Annotated in this window: 21 protein-coding genes; 11 read left to right on the top strand and 10 right to left on the bottom strand. The window is 54.2% G+C overall.

Features of this window, described 5'->3' with window-relative positions; genetic code table 11:
- Positions 1–92 precede the first annotated feature (92 nt).
- The 5 genes from mlaB to mlaF are packed head-to-tail and all read right to left on the bottom strand — an operon-like array spanning position 93 to position 3195.
- A complete protein-coding gene (gene mlaB / locus GM298_RS07640) occupies positions 93–386 on the bottom strand; it encodes a lipid asymmetry maintenance protein MlaB (protein ID WP_045284744.1) in 294 nt (97 codons plus the stop codon).
- Complete coding sequence (gene mlaC, locus GM298_RS07635) at positions 386–1021, bottom strand: phospholipid-binding protein MlaC (protein ID WP_014885387.1); 636 nt, start codon at positions 1019–1021, stop codon at positions 386–388. The genes mlaB and mlaC overlap by 1 nt, the downstream gene beginning before the upstream one ends.
- A gap of 18 nt (positions 1022–1039) precedes the next feature.
- On the bottom strand, positions 1040–1588 hold the full coding sequence (gene mlaD / locus GM298_RS07630) for an outer membrane lipid asymmetry maintenance protein MlaD (protein WP_025756699.1): 549 nt from the start codon (positions 1586–1588) through the stop codon (positions 1040–1042).
- 4 nt (positions 1589–1592) lie between these two features.
- Positions 1593–2375 carry a lipid asymmetry maintenance ABC transporter permease subunit MlaE gene (gene mlaE, locus GM298_RS07625; protein WP_010436044.1) on the bottom strand — a complete coding sequence of 261 codons (783 nt, stop codon included), beginning with the start codon at positions 2373–2375 and terminating at the stop codon, positions 1593–1595.
- Positions 2376–2382: 7 nt separating this feature from the next.
- Entirely contained in the window at positions 2383–3195 is an 813-nt protein-coding gene (mlaF, locus tag GM298_RS07620; RefSeq protein ID WP_025756698.1) for a phospholipid ABC transporter ATP-binding protein MlaF, read from the bottom strand.
- Between the two features lie 227 nt (positions 3196–3422).
- Here mlaF and GM298_RS07615 point away from each other — a divergent pair, with 227 nt between their 5' ends.
- From GM298_RS07615 to npr, 11 genes are all read left to right on the top strand, one after another.
- The gene (locus tag GM298_RS07615; protein WP_045284743.1) at positions 3423–4400 is read left to right on the top strand and encodes a calcium/sodium antiporter; all 978 of its coding nucleotides are present in this window, start codon (positions 3423–3425) and stop codon (positions 4398–4400) included.
- Positions 4401–4413: 13 nt separating this feature from the next.
- The gene (kdsD, locus tag GM298_RS07610) at positions 4414–5400 is read left to right on the top strand and encodes an arabinose-5-phosphate isomerase KdsD (RefSeq protein WP_025756696.1); all 987 of its coding nucleotides are present in this window, start codon (positions 4414–4416) and stop codon (positions 5398–5400) included.
- Positions 5401–5414: 14 nt separating this feature from the next.
- Positions 5415–5981, top strand: a complete 567-nt coding sequence (gene kdsC / locus GM298_RS07605) for a 3-deoxy-manno-octulosonate-8-phosphatase KdsC (RefSeq protein WP_025756695.1) — start codon at positions 5415–5417, stop codon at positions 5979–5981.
- Positions 5978–6553 (top strand): LPS export ABC transporter periplasmic protein LptC, encoded by a 576-nt coding sequence (gene lptC, locus GM298_RS07600; RefSeq protein ID WP_025756694.1) that lies wholly within the window; start codon positions 5978–5980, stop codon positions 6551–6553. Before kdsC ends, lptC begins: the two co-directional genes overlap by 4 nt.
- The gene (lptA, locus tag GM298_RS07595) at positions 6522–7076 is read left to right on the top strand and encodes a lipopolysaccharide ABC transporter substrate-binding protein LptA (protein WP_025756693.1); all 555 of its coding nucleotides are present in this window, start codon (positions 6522–6524) and stop codon (positions 7074–7076) included. Before lptC ends, lptA begins: the two co-directional genes overlap by 32 nt.
- 6 nt (positions 7077–7082) lie before the next feature.
- Positions 7083–7808, top strand: a complete 726-nt coding sequence (gene lptB, locus GM298_RS07590; RefSeq protein WP_025756692.1) for an LPS export ABC transporter ATP-binding protein — start codon at positions 7083–7085, stop codon at positions 7806–7808.
- Positions 7809–7855: 47 nt separating this feature from the next.
- Complete coding sequence (gene rpoN / locus GM298_RS07585; RefSeq protein ID WP_025756691.1) at positions 7856–9289, top strand: RNA polymerase factor sigma-54; 1434 nt, start codon at positions 7856–7858, stop codon at positions 9287–9289.
- Between the two features lie 22 nt (positions 9290–9311).
- Positions 9312–9599, top strand: a complete 288-nt coding sequence (hpf, locus tag GM298_RS07580) for a ribosome hibernation promoting factor (RefSeq protein WP_013098943.1) — start codon at positions 9312–9314, stop codon at positions 9597–9599.
- A gap of 82 nt (positions 9600–9681) precedes the next feature.
- Positions 9682–10173, top strand: coding sequence for a PTS IIA-like nitrogen regulatory protein PtsN (ptsN, locus tag GM298_RS07575; RefSeq protein WP_008501443.1), 492 nt, complete (start codon positions 9682–9684; stop codon positions 10171–10173).
- 45 nt (positions 10174–10218) lie between these two features.
- Positions 10219–11073 carry an RNase adapter RapZ gene (gene rapZ, locus GM298_RS07570; protein WP_014885397.1) on the top strand — a complete coding sequence of 285 codons (855 nt, stop codon included), beginning with the start codon at positions 10219–10221 and terminating at the stop codon, positions 11071–11073.
- Positions 11070–11342: a PTS phosphocarrier protein NPr gene (gene npr / locus GM298_RS07565; protein WP_025756690.1), complete on the top strand. Its 273-nt coding sequence runs from the start codon at positions 11070–11072 to the stop codon at positions 11340–11342. Before rapZ ends, npr begins: the two co-directional genes overlap by 4 nt.
- A 39-nt stretch (positions 11343–11381) precedes the next feature.
- Here the strand turns inward: npr and mtgA are convergent, their stop codons facing one another.
- The 5 genes from mtgA to lptF form a co-directional block, all read right to left on the bottom strand.
- Complete coding sequence (gene mtgA / locus GM298_RS07560) at positions 11382–12107, bottom strand: monofunctional biosynthetic peptidoglycan transglycosylase (protein ID WP_025756689.1); 726 nt, start codon at positions 12105–12107, stop codon at positions 11382–11384.
- Positions 12104–12757 (bottom strand): isoprenoid biosynthesis glyoxalase ElbB, encoded by a 654-nt coding sequence (gene elbB / locus GM298_RS07555; RefSeq protein ID WP_094919364.1) that lies wholly within the window; start codon positions 12755–12757, stop codon positions 12104–12106. The genes mtgA and elbB overlap by 4 nt, the downstream gene beginning before the upstream one ends.
- 232 nt (positions 12758–12989) lie before the next feature.
- Positions 12990–15323 carry an aerobic respiration two-component sensor histidine kinase ArcB gene (gene arcB / locus GM298_RS07550; protein WP_225287488.1) on the bottom strand — a complete coding sequence of 778 codons (2334 nt, stop codon included), beginning with the start codon at positions 15321–15323 and terminating at the stop codon, positions 12990–12992.
- Between the two features lie 135 nt (positions 15324–15458).
- Positions 15459–16541, bottom strand: coding sequence for an LPS export ABC transporter permease LptG (lptG, locus tag GM298_RS07545; RefSeq protein WP_025756686.1), 1083 nt, complete (start codon positions 16539–16541; stop codon positions 15459–15461).
- Entirely contained in the window at positions 16541–17641 is a 1101-nt protein-coding gene (gene lptF / locus GM298_RS07540) for an LPS export ABC transporter permease LptF (protein ID WP_045284739.1), read from the bottom strand. The genes lptG and lptF overlap by 1 nt, the downstream gene beginning before the upstream one ends.
- Positions 17642–17831 lie beyond the last annotated feature (190 nt).

Here is a 17831-nt window from a genome sequence, read left to right as displayed (position 1 = left end):
AACATCTTAGAGCAAAGTGGCGTCGTCTTAAACAAGCAAAAAGCCCCGACGATGAAACTGTCAGGGCTTTCGGAAGTAACGCACTGAAAATATTAACGAGGCAGTACGTCCTGAGGAAGATTGTAGAGCTGCGCAAGGGTCACGACATTATCGCTCGCGCCGTGAAGCCTGACGCTCGCCCCCTGCTTTTTCCCCTCGGCAACCAGATGGGCAAGCAGCGCAACACCTGCCGTATCCACCCGGGTGATACCGCTTAAGTCAATCAGCGTCACGCCCTGCATGGCGTCATGGCGCTGGTCCCATAACGGGTTCAGGAGGTCCTGATCCAGTTCGCCGGACAGTTTCAATGTCTCGCCTTCACGCGACCAGCTGAGTTGCTGTGACATTACTTCTTCTCGTCCAGCGTGATTTTCTGACGAGCAATGGACTGCAGCTGTGCAGTCAGGCCATCAATGCCTTTAGTGCGCAGCAGGTCGCTCCACTCGTTCTGCTTGGTGGTGATCATGCTTACCCCTTCGGCGATCATGTCATACGCCTGCCAGTGGCCTGTCTGGCTGTTTTTACGCCACTGGAAATCCAGACGAACCGGCGGACGGCCGTTTGGATCGTTGATCGTCACACGGATAGGCACGATGGTCGCATCACCCAACGGCTGCTCAGGCGCAATCTGGTAGGTCTGGCCGTGATACATCGCCAGCGCCTGACCATAAGCCTGCTTCAGATATTCACGGAACGCGGCAAAGTAGGCCTCACGCTGCGCAGGGGTCGCGTCTTTGTAATAACGACCCAGCACCAGCGCACCCGCATATTTAATCTGCACATACGGCAGCAATTCCTGGTCAACAACGTCACGCAGGTAATCAGGATTCGCACGAATTTTAGGCTGTTCGTTTTTAAGACGGTCGAAGGTTTTCTTCGCCGCTTCGTCCATCAGTTTGTACGGGTTACTCTGATCCGCAGCATGGGCAGCGGTAAGAGGGGCAATGACCAGCATGGCCACCATTAACAGTCGTTTAAACATGAATGACTTCTCCTGAAATTAATGCGTCGTGCCAGGTGTCGGTGCGACGTCGGTATGATCTTCAGACTGCGCAGGGGCAGCGTCGGATTTTTTCTCATCCCCTTTACTGTTGTAAAGGAACTGACCAATCATATCTTCCAGCACCATTGCGGACTTCGTATCCTGAATAACGCTGCCGTCTTTAAGAATAGTCGTTCCCAGCTCGGGGTCTTCAAAGCCGACGTTAAGCGCCAGATATTGTTCACCCAGCAGACCGGAAGTCCGGATCGACAGGGAACTGGTGTCCGGAATATGGTTGTAACGCTCTTCGATATCCATCGCGACGCGTGGCAGATAGGTTTTCTCATCAAGCGTAATGTCTGATACGCGTCCGATCACCACGCCGCCAATACGGACCGGTGAACGGGCCTTCAGCCCGCCGATGTTATCGAAGGTGGCATAGATGCGATATGTCGGCTCGGTACGCACGGAGGTGATATCCGCCGCTCTCAGGCAGATAAACAGTGCGGCCAGCAGCGCCAGCAGCAGGAACACGCCGACCCAAATTTCATTTTTTTTCGTTTGCATGAACTCAATTCCCAAACATCAGTGCGGTGAGCACAAAATCCAGACCCAGTACGGCCAGCGACGAATGTACGACTGTACGTGTAGTTGCACGGCTAATGCCTGCCGACGTCGGGATGGCATCGTAACCATTGAACAAGGCAATCCAGGTGACCGTAATGGCGAATACCACGCTTTTAATCAGACAGTTAACCAGATCCATTCGCAGGTCGATGGCGTCCTGCATGGCGGACCAGAAGAAACCGGCATCAATGCCTTTCCAGTGAACGCCAACCAGCGAACCGCCCCAGATACCCACGGCGACAAACAGAATAGTCAGTAACGGTAAAGAGATCACCCCAGCCCAGAAACGCGGCGAAATTACGCGACGCAGCGGGTCAACCGCCATCATCTCCATACTGGAGAGCTGCTCAGTCGCACGCATCAGGCCAATTTCAGCCGTTAATGCCGACCCCGCGCGTCCGGCGAACAATAGCGCCGCCACAACCGGCCCCAGTTCACGCAGCAGTGAAAGCGCCACCAGCATCCCGAGACTGGTTTCCGCACTGTAGGTTGTCAGGACGAGGTAGCCCTGCAGCCCCAGCACCATGCCGATAAACAGACCGGACACAATGATGATGAGCATCGACAGCACGCCGACGTTATAGAGTTGACGCACCAGTAAAGGCGCATGCTTTCGGAACTCCGGCTTGCCGACCAGCGCGTTGAATAACATCAATCCGGCACGCCCGAACGTCCTGATGGTTTTTATGCCACGGTGTCCGAGAGCGGCCAACGCATTTAACAGCATGAGTGGCTTAACTCCCTATTCCCAGTAAATCGTCACGATAGTCGCCCGCCGGGTAGCGGAACGGCACAGGGCCATCGGCAATACCGTCGAGGAACTGTCGCACGCGCGGATCGCAATTTTCCTGCAACGCCTGGGCGCTACCGTGTGCGACGATCTTTTTGTCCGCCACGATATAGGCGTAATCGGCGATGCTCAACACTTCCGGCACATCGTGAGAAACCACAATGCAGGTTACGCCAAGTGCGCTGTTCAGTTCAGAGATGAGCTTCACCAGCACGCCCATCGTGATGGGATCCTGCCCGACGAACGGTTCATCGAACATGATTAAATCCGGTTCTAATGCAATGGCTCGCGCCAGCGCGGCGCGGCGCGCCATCCCGCCGGAGAGTTCCGAAGGCATCAGCTTCGCCGCCCCGCGCAAACCGACGGCTTCAAGCTTCATCATCACCGTACTTTTCAGCAACGCTGGCGGCAGGCTGGTATGTTCGCGCAGCGGATAGGCCACGTTATCAAAGACGTTCATATCGGTGAACAACGCCCCCGACTGAAAGAGCATGCTCATGCGCTTGCGAACGGTATACAGACGCGAGCGCGACATCTCCGGGACATTTTCGCCATCAAAGAGGATTTCACCGCTGTCAGGTGGGATCTGCCCACCAATAAGACGCAGCAGTGTCGTTTTACCGATCCCGGACGGCCCCATGATGGCCGTGATCTTGCCACGCGGTACGGTCAACGAAATATCATCAAATATCAATCTGTTGGCGCGAGAAAAACTCACACCGCGGACATCGACTAAATTCGCCATCGTTTGGCTCATTTATGGTTCCTTTCTTACCCTGCTCACGTTTAGGCATGCAGCCTGGATCAGCCCTAAACTCAGCATTTTTACAGAATAATAGCCGTTGAGGTTAGCGAAAGCTGGCATTTGTTTTACTTTTCCGGCGCATAAAGTCAAAATTAGGAATTCGTTACGCCTCAGACTGTATGCAGTCCAGCCATTCCCGCGCGATGGACCGACGAGTATACCTGAAGAAAGGACTTTTGATGCTTTTAGCAACAGCACTGTTAATAATTGGTTTACTTTTGGTGGTCTACAGTGCTGACCGTTTAGTGTTTGCTGCATCTATCCTGTGTCGCCTGACGGGCGTGCCACCTCTCGTCATCGGGATGACCGTTGTCAGCGTTGGAACATCACTTCCTGAAATCATCGTCTCTGTCTCGGCATCGCTGCATGGCCAGTTAGACCTGGCCGTCGGTACCGCGATTGGCTCTAATATCGTTAATATATTGTTGATCTTAGGCCTGGCGGCACTGCTCCATCCATTTCGCGTGCATTCTGATGTTCTGCGTCGTGAATTGCCGCTAATGTTAATCGTAAGTCTGCTGGCAGGGTGCGTATTTTATGATGGCATACTGAGCGTCAGTGACGGCATTTTCTTGCTGGCGCTGGCCGTCATTTGGTTGCTGTATAGTGTTAAGATCGCCCGTCTGGCTGAGAAGCAGGGGCACGATAGCCTCACGCGTGAGCAGGTCGCCGAACTCCCGCGGGAAGGCACGCTCCCCGTCGCCCTGCTCTGGCTTGGCGTGGCGCTGATCATCATGCCGATGGCCACGCGCATGGTCGTAGATAACGCGACGGTCGTGGCAAACTATTTTGCCATCAGCGAATTGACCATTGGCCTGACGGTTATTGCTATCGGTACCAGTCTGCCAGAGCTGGCCACGGCCATTGCCGGGGCGCGGAAAGGAGAGGATGACATTGCCATTGGTAATATCATCGGCTCCAATATTTTTAATATCGCGATAGTAATGGGCCTGCCGGCCCTGATTACGCCGGGGCCCTTTAACCCCCTGGCGTTTTCACGCGATTACGGTGTGATGCTGCTGGTCAGCGTGATATTTGCCCTGCTCTGCTGGCGGCGGCAACGACAGATTGGCAAAGGCGCAGGCGCGCTGTTGACGGGTGGATTTATCGTATGGATGGCGATGCTGTACTGGCTCTCGCCTCTTCTCTCTGGGTAAACGGAAACGCATTATGTCGCAAATAGAATTGCAGCCGGGTTTTGACTTTCAGAAAGCAGGCAAAGACGTTCTGGAGATTGAACGTGAAGGTCTGGCGCAGTTGGATCAGTACATTAATCAGGATTTTAGTCTGGCATGTGAGAAGATATTCTACTGTGCCGGCAAAGTCGTGGTGATGGGGATGGGCAAGTCCGGCCACATTGGACGCAAAATGGCGGCAACGTTTGCCAGTACCGGAACCTCTTCATTCTTTGTCCACCCGGGGGAAGCCGCCCACGGCGACCTGGGTATGGTCACGCCGCAGGATATCGTCATCGCGCTGTCCAACTCCGGTGAGTCCAATGAAATTCTGGCGCTGATCCCGGTACTGAAGCGTCTGCAGGTGCCGCTCATTTGCATGACCAGCCGTCCGGAAAGTAGCATGGCGCGCGCAGCCGATATTCACCTGTGCGTAAAGGTGCCGAAAGAGGCCTGCCCGCTCGGCCTGGCGCCGACATCCAGCACCACCGCGGCGCTGGTGATGGGCGATGCGCTCGCCGTGGCGCTGCTGGAAGCCCGTGGTTTTACGCCGGAAGATTTCGCCCTTTCCCACCCGGGCGGCGCGCTGGGGCGTAAGCTGCTGCTGCGGGTTAACGATATTATGCACACAGGGGATGAAATCCCTCACGTCAGTAAAGCCGCCTCCCTGCGTGATGCGCTGCTGGAAATCACCCGTAAGAATCTGGGTATGACGGTCGTGTGCGACGATCTGATGAAAATTCAGGGGATCTTCACCGATGGCGACCTGCGTCGCGTGTTCGACATGGGTGTGGATGTCCGTACGCTGGGCATTGCCGATGTGATGACACCTGGCGGCATACGCGTGCGCCCGGGGACGCTGGCAGTGGATGTGCTGAACCTGATGCAGTCCCGTCATATCACCTCCGTTATGGTTGCCGATGGCGACCAGTTGCTGGGTGTGGTACATATGCATGATCTGCTGCGCGCAGGCGTAGTGTAATGAAGGATAAGACAATGAGTAATGCGGGTGCATCCCTTGCAACCTGTTATGGTCCGGTCAGTACCCAGATGATGGCAAAGGCGGAAAACATTCGCCTGCTCATTCTGGATGTGGATGGCGTACTCTCCGATGGCCTGATTTATATGGGCAATAACGGTGAAGAGCTTAAAGCGTTTAACGTTCGCGACGGCTACGGTATCCGCTGTGCGCTGACCTCAGGTATCGAGGTGGCTATCATCACCGGACGGAAAGCTAAACTGGTAGAAGATCGCTGTGAAACCTTAGGCATTACCCATTTGTATCAGGGTCAATCCGATAAGATGGCGGCGTTCAACGATTTACTGGGTAAACTGGCTATCGCACCGGAAAACGTGGCCTACGTCGGGGACGATCTGATTGACTGGCCCGTAATGGCTGAAGTTGGGCTGAGTATCGCCGTTGCCGATGCGCATCCGCTGCTGATCCCGCGTGCGGACTACGTTACCCACATCAACGGGGGCCGCGGTGCCGTCCGTGAAGTCTGCGATCTGCTCCTGCTGGCGCAGGGCAAGCTTGATGAGGCCAAAGGGCAATCGATATGAGTAAAACCAGACGTTGGGTTATCATTTTGCTTTCGCTTGTCGCCCTGGTATTGATTGGCGTGAACCTCGCCGATCGCGACGATACGCAAACGGAAGTGATCAACAATAACGATCCAACCTATAAAAGCGATCACAGCGACACCGTGGTCTACAGCCCGCAAGGCGCGCTGAACTATCGCCTGATTGCCCAGCATGTTGAATATTTTTCAGATGACGGTATTTCGTGGTTTACCCAACCTGTTATGACCACGTTTGATAAGGACAAAGTACCGACGTGGTCAATCAAGTCAGACCGGGCAAAACTGACAAATGACCGTATGCTTTATCTGTATGGCCACGTTGAAGTCAACGCCCTGACCGCTGACTCGCAACTGCGAAAAATTACGACGGATAATGCCCAGATCAACCTGGTGACCCAGGATGTGACGTCGCAGGATCTGGTTACTCTGTATGGCACAACATTTAATTCCAGCGGTTTGAGAATGCGCGGGAACTTACGCAGCAAAAACGCCGAGCTGATTGAAAAGGTTAGAACCTCCTATGAAATTCAAAACAAACAAACTCAGCCTTAAAGTAATTATCGCCAGCGCGATGCTGGCGACCAGTCTCCCCGCGCTTGCTGTAACGGGCGATACCGAGCAGCCGATTCATATCGAGTCCGACACCCAGTCTCTTGATATGCAGGGTAATGTCGTCACCTTCACGGGTAACGTCGTCATGACTCAGGGCACCATCAAAATCAACGCCGACAAAGTGGTTGTTACCCGTCCGGGTGGCGAGCAGGGCAAAGAGATTATCGATGGTTACGGTAATCCGGCGACCTTCTACCAAATGCAGGACAATGGCAAACCGGTGAAAGGCCATGCCACGCATATGCACTATGAGCTGGCGAAGGACCTGGTGATCCTGACCGGAAATGCGTACCTGGAACAGCTGGACAGCAACATTACCGGCGACAAGATTACCTATCTGGTTAAAGAGCAAAAAATGCAGGCCTCCAGCGAGAAAGGCAAACGCGTCACCACCGTACTGGTACCGTCGCAGCTGCAGGACAAAGGCAAAGGCCAGGCCCCGGCACAGAAGAAGAGTAACTAATTCGTTATGGCAACATTAACTGCAAAAAATCTCGCGAAGGCCTATAAGGGCCGCCGTGTCGTAGAGGATGTCAGTCTGACCGTTAACTCCGGCGAAATTGTGGGCCTGCTTGGCCCTAACGGTGCGGGTAAAACGACAACCTTCTATATGGTCGTTGGCATTGTGCCGCGCGATGCCGGCAACATTGTCATTGATGATGAAGACATCAGCCTTCTGCCGCTGCATGCACGCGCACGCCGCGGGATCGGCTATTTGCCGCAGGAAGCCTCCATTTTCCGTCGCCTTAGCGTTTACGATAACCTGATGGCGGTTCTGCAAATTCGTAACGATTTGACCAGCGAACAGCGTCAGGATCGTGCCAACGAGCTGATGGAAGAGTTCCACATTGAGCATCTGCGCGACAGCCTCGGTCAGGCGCTCTCCGGTGGGGAACGCCGTCGCGTTGAGATTGCGCGTGCGCTGGCCGCAAACCCGAAATTTATCCTTCTGGATGAACCGTTTGCCGGTGTTGATCCGATCTCCGTTATCGATATTAAACGTATCATTGAGCACCTGCGCGACAGCGGGCTTGGCGTATTGATCACCGACCACAACGTGCGTGAAACGCTGGCCGTGTGTGAACGCGCGTATATTGTAAGCCAGGGTAACCTGATCGCCCACGGTACGCCGCAACAAATCCTCGAAGATGATCATGTTAAGCGCGTCTATCTTGGGGAAGACTTCAGACTCTGATAGGGTAGAGGTAACGTAACGCCGAACCGGAGAAAAATGCTCTGAACATGAAGCAAGGTTTGCAATTAAGGCTCAGCCAACAACTGGCAATGACGCCGCAGCTACAGCAGGCAATTCGCCTGTTGCAACTGTCCACGTTAGAACTTCAGCAGGAACTCCAGCAGGCGCTGGACAGTAACCCCCTGCTGGAACAAACCGATCTTCATGACGAGGTAGATACCCAGCAATCGCAGGATACAGAAGCGCTCGACACCGCGGATGCACTCGAACAAAAAGAGATGCCGGACGAGCTTCCGCTGGATGCCAGCTGGGATGAGATCTACACCGCCGGAACCCCATCCGGAACGCGTGCGGACTACCAGGACGATGAGCTACCGGTCTATCAGGGAGAAACCACCCAGTCGCTTCAGGATTACCTCATGTGGCAGGTGGAGCTGACCCCCTTCTCCGACACCGATCGTGCGATTGCCACATCCATTGTCGATGCCGTTGATGACACCGGCTATTTAACCGTCACGCTGGACGACATCCTCGAAAGCATGGGCGACGAAGAGATTGAGCTTGAGGAAGTTGAAGCCGTTCTGAAGCGCATTCAGCGTTTCGATCCAGTAGGCGTGGCCGCAAGAGATCTGCGCGACTGCCTGCTGATCCAGCTTTCTCAGTTCAGCAAAGAGACGCCGTGGCTCGATGAGGCGCGCTTAATCATCAGCGATCATCTGGATCTGTTGGCTAACCACGATTTCCGCACCCTGATGCGCGTCACGCGGCTGAAAGAAGACGTGCTGAAAGAAGCGGTGAATCTGATCCAGTCGCTCGATCCGCGCCCCGGTCAGTCGATCCAGACCAGCGAACCCGAATACGTGATCCCGGATGTGCTGGTCCGAAAACACAATGGCCGCTGGGTCGTTGAACTGAATTCTGACAGCATTCCTCGCCTGCAAATCAACCAGCAGTATGCCTCCATGTGCACCAGCGTGCGTAACGACTCCGACAATCAATATATTCGTAGCAATTTGCAGGAAGCGCGATGGTTGATCAAAAGTCTGGAGAGCCGTAATGATACGCTGCTTCGCGTCAGCCGCTGCATTGTCGAACAGCAGCAGGCGTTCTTTGAGCAGGGCGAAGAGTATATGAAACCGATGGTGCTGGCGGATATCGCCCAGGCCGTCGAGATGCATGAATCAACCATTTCCCGTGTCACCACGCAGAAGTATCTGCACAGTCCACGCGGTATTTTTGAGCTTAAGTATTTCTTCTCCAGCCACGTCAATACCGAGGGTGGCGGCGAAGCGTCGTCAACCGCGATTCGTGCCCTGGTGAAGAAGTTGATCGCCGCGGAGAACCCCGCGAAGCCACTGAGTGACAGTAAGTTAACCACCATGCTGTCCGAACAGGGTATTATGGTGGCACGTCGTACTGTCGCGAAGTATCGAGAGTCTTTATCCATTCCGCCGTCCAACCAGCGTAAACAGCTGGTCTGACACAACCGATAAGGAAGACACTATGCAGCTCAACATCACTGGACAAAACGTCGAAATTACTGAGGCTTTACGCGACTTTGTGAATACGAAGTTTGCAAAACTCGAGCAGTATTTCGAAAGGATCAACCAGGTCTATATTGTGTTGAAAGTGGAGAAAGTGACTCACATCTCGGATGCCACCCTGCATGTTAATGGGGGGGAACTTCATGCCAGTGCGGAAGGGCAAGACATGTACGCGGCTATCGACGGCTTGATTGATAAGCTTGCGCGACAGCTCAATAAACATAAAGATAAACTGAAACAACACTAATTGTCCGGGCAGTTAACGGGTGCAGGACGGCCTGTTGTGAAACACAACAGGCCATTTGTACAGTTAGCGCTTAGGTGAAATTATGATGAACAACGATTCCGCTCTTCAACTGAGCAATGTCCTTAACCAGGAATGTACCCGCAGTGCTGTTCACTGCCAGAGCAAAAAACGTGCGCTGGAGATCATCAGTGAGCTGGCCGCAAAACAGCTGGGCCTGCCGCCACAGGTGGTGTTCGAAGCGATCCTGACCCGTGAAAAAATGGGCAGTACCGGTATCGGCAACGGCATCGCCATCCCGCACGGCAAACTAGAAGAGGATACCCTGCGTGCCGTGGGTGTGTTTGTGCAGCTTGAAACACCCATCGCCTTCGATGCCATTGATAACCAGCCCGTCGATCTCCTCTTCGCGCTGCTGGTGCCTGCCGACCAGACGAAAACCCATCTGCATACGCTGTCGCTGGTTGCCAAACGTCTGGCCGATAAAACCATTTGCCGCCGACTGCGCTCGGCCCAAAGTGATGAAGAGCTCTATCAGATTATCACTGAAGCAGAAGGCAATCAGGATGATGCATAACCAGGAGATGGCCTTCACATCTGTTGTCCTGAGGAGAAACGGAACATGGTGCTGATGATTGTCAGTGGTCGTTCAGGGTCGGGGAAATCCGTCGCTCTGCGCGCGCTGGAAGACATGGGTTTTTACTGCGTAGATAACCTGCCAGTCGTGTTGCTGCCCGATCTGGCTCGCACGCTTGCGGAAAGACAAACCTCTGCCGCCGTCAGTATCGACGTTCGTAACATGCCTGAATCGCCTGAAATTTTTGAACAGGCAATGAGTAACCTGCCTGATGCGTTTTCGCCTCAGCTGCTGTTCCTTGATGCAGACCGCAATACCCTGATCCGTCGCTACAGCGATACCCGTCGTCTGCACCCGCTTTCCAGCAAGAACCTCTCTCTGGAGAGCGCTATCGACGAAGAGAGCGACCTGCTGGAGCCGCTTCGTTCACGCGCTGACCTGATTGTCGACACCTCTGAGATGTCCGTTCACGAGCTGGCGGAAATGCTGCGTACCCGGTTGCTGGGCAAGCGCGAGCGCGAACTGACGATGGTGTTCGAATCCTTTGGCTTTAAGCACGGGATACCAATTGATGCAGATTATGTTTTCGACGTGCGCTTCCTGCCGAACCCGCACTGGGATCCAAAACTGCGTCCGATGACCGGTCTGGATAAACCCGTCGCGGCCTTCCTCGACAGGCACACAGAAGTTCACAATTTTATCTACCAGACGCGAAGCTACCTTGAGCTATGGTTACCTATGCTGGAGACAAACAATCGCAGCTACCTGACGGTGGCGATTGGCTGTACCGGCGGTAAACATCGTTCGGTCTACATCGCCGAACAGCTGGCCGACTATTTCCGCTCGCGCGGGAAGAACGTTCAGTCCCGTCATCGCACGCTGGAAAAACGTAAAACATGACCGTAAAACAAACCGTTGAGATCACCAATAAGCTGGGCATGCATGCGCGCCCGGCGATGAAGCTGTTTGAACTGATGCAGGGTTTCGATGCGGAAGTTCTGCTGCGAAATGATGAAGGTACCGAAGCGGAAGCAAACAGCGTGATTGCGCTGCTGATGCTGGATTCCGCCAAAGGCCGCCAGATTGAAGTTGAAGCCACCGGCCCTCAGGAAGAGGAAGCGCTGGCGGCGGTGGTTGCGCTGTTTAACGCCGGTTTTGACGAAGACTAACGCCTCATTTTCTGGCGGGTGGCGCTGCGCTTACCCGCCTTACATCAACTGATTACGCTGCATAAACCCTTCCCCACCCAGCTGACGCATCTGACGCAGAATCCACGCCTGACGGCTTCGCACGTACCCTGACGGGGCACCGGCTTTAAAACGGATAGGGTTAGGTAACACCGCGGCCAATAATGCCGCTTCAGACATACTCAACCGGCTGGCCGGTTTATTAAAATAGCGTTGTGCAGCCGCTTCCACGCCAAATACCCCATCGCCAAACTCAGCGATATTCAGGTAGACGGTCAGAATGCGCTTTTTACTCCAGACCGTTTCCATGCCCAGCGTCAGCCCCGCTTCCAGCCCTTTTCGTACCCAGCTGCGGCCGTCCCACAAAAACAGATTCTTTGCCGTCTGCTGTGACAGGGTTGATGCACCGCGCACGCGGTTTTCGTGGCGTTCATTATGGGCCAGCGCCTTCTCTATGGCCGCGACGTCGAACCCCCAGTGTTCCGGGAATTTCTGATCCTCCGCCGCAATCACGGCCAGCCCCATAAAGGGCGAGATATCGTCCATGCTCACCCAATCAGAATGCGCGACATAGCTGAAATCACCGCTGAACCATGCACCGAGCTGACGCTCAACCATCACGGCAGAAAATGGCACGGGCAGAATGCTGAACAGGGCGAGTCCCCCGCCCCAGAAGACCGCCAGCACAAGAACGATGCGCAACAGGGTGCGCTTCACCCATGCGCCAGCACCGGATGGACGACTCATTCAGCCAGCACCAGCACTCTGGCCACCAACTTCTCAATACCCGTGGCCGCTTCTGCAATATTCTGCGCCAGCATATACGCAGGCGTGGTGACGATCTTATTGTCTTCGTCCACCACAATGTCATCCACCGGACAAGGCACGTGCTCGCCGCCCATATCTTCAATGACTTCCGCGGTATCAATATCCGTCCCGATGGTCAGGCGCAGCGGGAAATCAAAAATTTTAGGCAGCATGGCGGGGGCGATACAGATAAAGCCCAGCGGTTTTCCCGCCGCGTGCATAGCCTGCGAAAGCGTTTTTAGATGCGGATCGATCTGACACTCCGCCCCCTGGGTGGCAAACGTACTGAGATTTTTGGCCGCGCCAAACCCACCGGGCACAATTAGCGCATCAAGCTCTGTGGCGTCTGCCTGAATAAGAGGGTGAATATTTCCGCGTGCAATACGCGCGGCTTCAACCAGTACGTTACGGGTTTCCGCCATTGGCTCACCCGTGAGATGGTTAATCACATCCGCCTGATTTTTGTCCGGCGCAAAACAAATCACCTCTGCTCCCTGTTTTGCCAGGGCCAGCAACGTAATGACGGCTTCATGTATTTCAGAGCCATCGTAAACACCGCATCCACTCAGCACGACACCAATCTTTTTCATCATGAGGATCCTTTTCTGCAACTTGCTGAAGCACATTAATAATTTTGATTAAAACGCTATGCTTCACACATTTCACTGATTCATGTAACAAACCATTTAAGATTTGCTATCTTATCTGCGTGCGGCCTAAATTTTTCAGGCGGCGCCGATTCGAAAAATACTTGAAAAAACAGGCGCAGCCACGATTTCCCTGGTGTTGGCGCAGTATTCGCGCACCCCGGTTAAGCCGGGGTCATTTTTTTCTGGTCTCGACCCAGGCTTTAAGCACCGCAACATCGTTTTGCCACTCTTGTTTCATCTCTTCAACCCAATCACCCACGTTATCTTCCCATGCAGGTAAATCAGGCGACTGAATCTGTTGACCCAGCTGTTGCAGGTGGCGCAGGCCGACCGAGCCGGCTGCACCTTTGATTTTATGTCCTTCTTCTACGATGCCTTTCTGGTCGCGCGCGGTCAGGTTGGACTCCAGCACACTCAGATAGCCTGGCATCATTTTTTCGAACACCGCCAGACCGTCGGTAATCAGTTTCGGGCCAACCAGATCGATATACTGCTCCAGCATCGCGGTATCGAGTATCGTTTGAGCTTTTGCGCTATCAACAGACGTCATGGTGCTCTCCTCTTCATCATGGGTATCCCAGAACTTCTTGATCATAGCGGTCAGAGCAGGCACCGCCAGCGGCTTGCTGAGCACATCGTCCATACCGGCATCGAGATACTCTTTTTTATCTTTCAGTACGTTCGCCGTCAGCGCAACCAGCGGTGGCAGCTCATCGGCCGCGTACTGACGCGTCAGTTCACGGGAGATATCCAGCCCGGTCATATCCGGCAGTTGAATATCCAGCAGAACGAGGTCGTATTCACCCGGTTTAAACATCTCCAGCGCAGCTTTGCCCGTCATCGCGACATCCACGCTGTTGCCCAGTTTTTCCAGCACCGAGCGCGCCACAATCACGTTCAGCTCGATGTCTTCCACCAGCAGGACATGCAGCGCTGGCAGCGGCATATCGTCGTCTTCAAAGGTATCCTCAACCTCTTCCGCCACCGCCGGAGCATGCACCGTCAGGGTGAACGTTGAGCCTTTGCCCGGCTGACTGGCTACGGTGATATCCCCGCCCATGCTCTTCGCCAGCCGTTTCGACACCGCCAGGCCAATGCCCGTACCGGTAGCCGGTTTCCCGCCGTTGCTGTCTTTCACCTGGTAGTACATGGCAAAGATTTTGTCCTGCTCCTCCTGCGGAATACCAATCCCGGAATCCTCCACCTCAAAGTGCAGCATGTCACCGTCGTCATAGCGGACACGCACGGCCACCTGCCCCTTCTGGGTAAACTTTACCGCGTTGCTGATCAGGTTCCACAGGATCTGACGCAGACGCGTACCGTCAGTCACCACTTTATGCGGCAGCGGCAGGGTTGGCTCCATGACAAAGCTCAGTCCCTTCTGCTGCGCCTGCAGACCGGACAGGTTTTCCAGATCCGCAAGGAAGCTGGTGAAATCAACCGGCTGATTATCAAGCTGAACTTTTCGGCGTTCCATTTTATCCATATCAATAATATCGTTGAAGATATTCCCCAGCGTGACCGCCGAGACATGGATAGTTTTGAGGTATTTTTCCTGCTCCGCGGTCAGGTCGGTATCCAGCAGAATGCGGCTCAACCCGACGATACCATTCAGCGGGGTACGCAGTTCGTGGCTAATGGTAGAGATAAAGGTGGTCTTATCGCGGCTGGCACGCTCCAGGGCATCCTGATAGCGCTTACGCTCGGTAATGTCGCGGCCAAAGCCCATCAGGCCGTGGCGTTTCCCCACGCGGTCATAGTAGGGGACCTTACGGATCTCAAAGCAGGCTTTGCGTCCGTCCGGATAATCCAGCCACTGTTCATAGGTCAGCGAGACATTGTGACGGAACACTTTTTCGTCCGTCTCCATAACCTTGGCGGCCGCCTCTTCAGAGTAAACGTCCTGTGGCTTCAGGTGGATAAGCTGCTTCTCGCTTTTCCCGGTGAGCAGCTCCATGGCCCGGTTACAGCCGGAAAACTCTTTATCTTCATTGCGGTAGAACACCAGATCCGGCGACGCGTCCAGGAACGAACGCAGGAAAGAGGATTGCTGTTCAAGCTGGATCTGCGTGACCTCACGCTCTTTCATTTCGATTTTCAGCTGCTCCAGCGTGGCCTGACGCTCGGCTTCCGCCTTCTCACGATCCGAAATCTCCTGATTGAGCTGCGCAATGTTGTCTTTGAGCTGAACGTTAAGCTTCAGGTCGCGCTCGCGCATCTCTTCCAGTTTATCGACCAGTTTTGACAAACGCTGACGGGACTCTTCCAGCTGTTCAACCACCACAGACAGGAAATAGACCGCCCAGGGAGTAATCAGCAAGCCAAAGAAGATAGAGCGGATGACGTCGATACTCTCGACCTGACCATGCAAAACCATGGTGACGGCCATTTGCACGACGATGGCCAGAACGACCAGCGCCAGCGCAAGCAGCATGGAGAAACGCACCAGCCCAAGCTTCATCATCAGGTCGACGTAATACTGGGCAAGCATTCGAATTTGCTTCATAGAGGATCCCTTCACGACTTTATCGCTCAATAATACTCAAATTCGCGGCGGGACGTTGAAGGTTGTGAGAAAAAGTGCGGGGTGAAACAGGAGATTAGCCTCGCTCCCGGGTAACCGGAAGCGAGGAGAGGTCAATCAGGAGCGTTTAAGCAACAGCCAGAGGCTGATCAGGAGGAAACTGGCGCTTGGCAGCAGCGCGCCAATAATTGGCGGAATACCATACACCAGCGTCAATGGACCGAAGATCTGATCGAGCACGTAGAACACAAAGCCGAAGCTGATACCGGTGACAACGCGCACTCCCATCGGCACACTGCGCAGCGGGCCGAAGATAAACGACAGCGCCATCAGCATCATCACCGCCACGGACATCGGCTGGAAAATTTTGCTCCACATGTTGAGCTGATAACGTCCCGCATCCTGGCCGCTCGACTTCAGGTATTTCACATAGTTGTGTAAACCGCTGATGGAGAGCGCGTCAGGATCCAGCGCCACGACCCCGAGCTTATCGGGCGTGAGGTTGGTCTTCCACGTACCGGACACCGTCTGAGAACCGGTGATCTGTTTCGGATCTCTCAGGTCAGACTCATCAACCTGCGACAAACGCCACTGCTTATGTTCAGGGTCAAACTTCGCCGAAGAGGCGTGTTTAACTGACTGCAAGCGGCGCTGGTCATTGAAGGCGTAGATGCTCACACCGCCTAACTCATCATCGCCTTTTACGCGTTCGATGTAGACGAAGCTGTTGCCATCTTTCGCCCATAACCCTTGCTGAGTGGAAAGCAGAGAACCACCGTACATCGCCTGAGCGCGGTAGTTACGCGCCATCTGTTCACCCTGCGGCGCCACCCACTCACCGATCGCCATGGTCAACAGCACCAGCGGGATCGCGGTTTTCATTACCGACAACGCAACCTGCATACGGGTAAAACCCGATGCCTGCATAACAACCAGTTCACTGCGCTGCGCCAGCATCCCCAGCCCCAGCAGCGCACCCAACAGCGCCGCCATCGGGAAGAAGATCTGCACATCTTTCGGCACGCTGAGCAGGGTATACATTCCCGCGCCGAGCGCGTCATAACTTCCCTGCCCGGCTTTTTTCAGCTGGTCGACAAATTTGATAATGCCGGAGAGCGACACCAGCATGAACAACGTCATCATGATGGTGGTAAAAATGGTTTTACCGATATAGCGATCAAGAACGCCAAACGCCTGCATTAGATGGCTCCTTTACGCGAGAATCGGGCACGTATGCGGCGCACAGGCACCGTATCCCACAGGTTTAATCCCAGCGCCAGTAAGATATACAAGCTGTTCACGAACCATGTCCAGACCATAGGGTCCAGCTTACCCTTCGCGCCGTTGGAACGAATCGAGGTTTGCAGCAGGAAGTAGATCAGGTAAAGCAGCATCGCTGGCAGCATCGAGAGCACGCGTCCCTGACGCGGGTTCACCACGCTCAGCGGAACAACAATCAGCGCCATCATAAATACGGTAAATACGAGAGTAATACGCCAGTGGAACTCCGCACGCGCTCTGTTGGTATCGGTATTCCACAGGGTACGCATATCCATCTGCTCGGTATCGGTTGGATCGAGCGCCACCGTCTGATGGCCGATAATGGCCTGATAGTTCTGGAAATCCGTAATACGGAAGTCACGCAGCATCGCGGTCCCTTCGAAACGGGTACCTTTGTCCAGCGTCACGATCTGCGAACCGTCTTTGCGCTGAGCAAGTTGCCCGGAGTCGGCAATGACCACTGACGGACGCGCGTTACCTTTCGTACGCAGCTGCGCCAGGAAGACGTCGTTAAACTTGCTGCCGTCAACGCTCTCAATAAAGAGCACGGAGTTCCCGTCGGTGGCTTGCTGGAATTGCCCCTGGGCTAACGCCGCCATGCCGGGGTTGGCTTTCGCTTCGGCCAGCACTTCGTCCTGATGACGGGAAGACAAGGGGCCCGCCCACATCACATTCACCGCCGCAACAATTCCCGTGAACAGCGCCAGTATCATGGCCGCTTTCACCAGTACCGCTTTGCTCAGGCCACAGGCATGCATCACCGTGATTTCACTCTCGGTGTAGAGCTTCCCAAGGGTCATGAGCAGACCGAGGAAAAGACTTAGCGGCAGGATAAGCTGCGCCATTTCCGGGATCCCTAAACCAAGCAGGGAAAGCACCAGATTCGTTGGAATTTCGCCGTCAACAGCCGCACCGAGGATCTTAACCAGCTTCTGACAGAAAAAAATCAGCAGCAGGATGAAGAGGATCGCCAGCTGGCTTTTGAGCGTCTCCCGCACCAGATATCTTATGATTATCACTTTAAATACGCCCGTAAAAACCCGTCTCTTTGCAGGAATTTCGCTTGTTTCATGGCTTAAACGTCATTTATTCTCTTGAGTCGTCGAAATCATCGCTAAGATTAAAACATCCGGCGGATTCACGCTTCAGGACTTTTTCTGACGTGTCGAAACCGTAGTAACGTAAGATTAACACGAAGTCACCACAACA

Source organism: Enterobacter sp. HSTU-ASh6, assembly GCF_026319105.1.
Lineage (GTDB): Bacteria > Pseudomonadota > Gammaproteobacteria > Enterobacterales > Enterobacteriaceae > Enterobacter > Enterobacter sichuanensis.
This window is presented reverse-complemented; position numbering and strand designations above follow the sequence as displayed.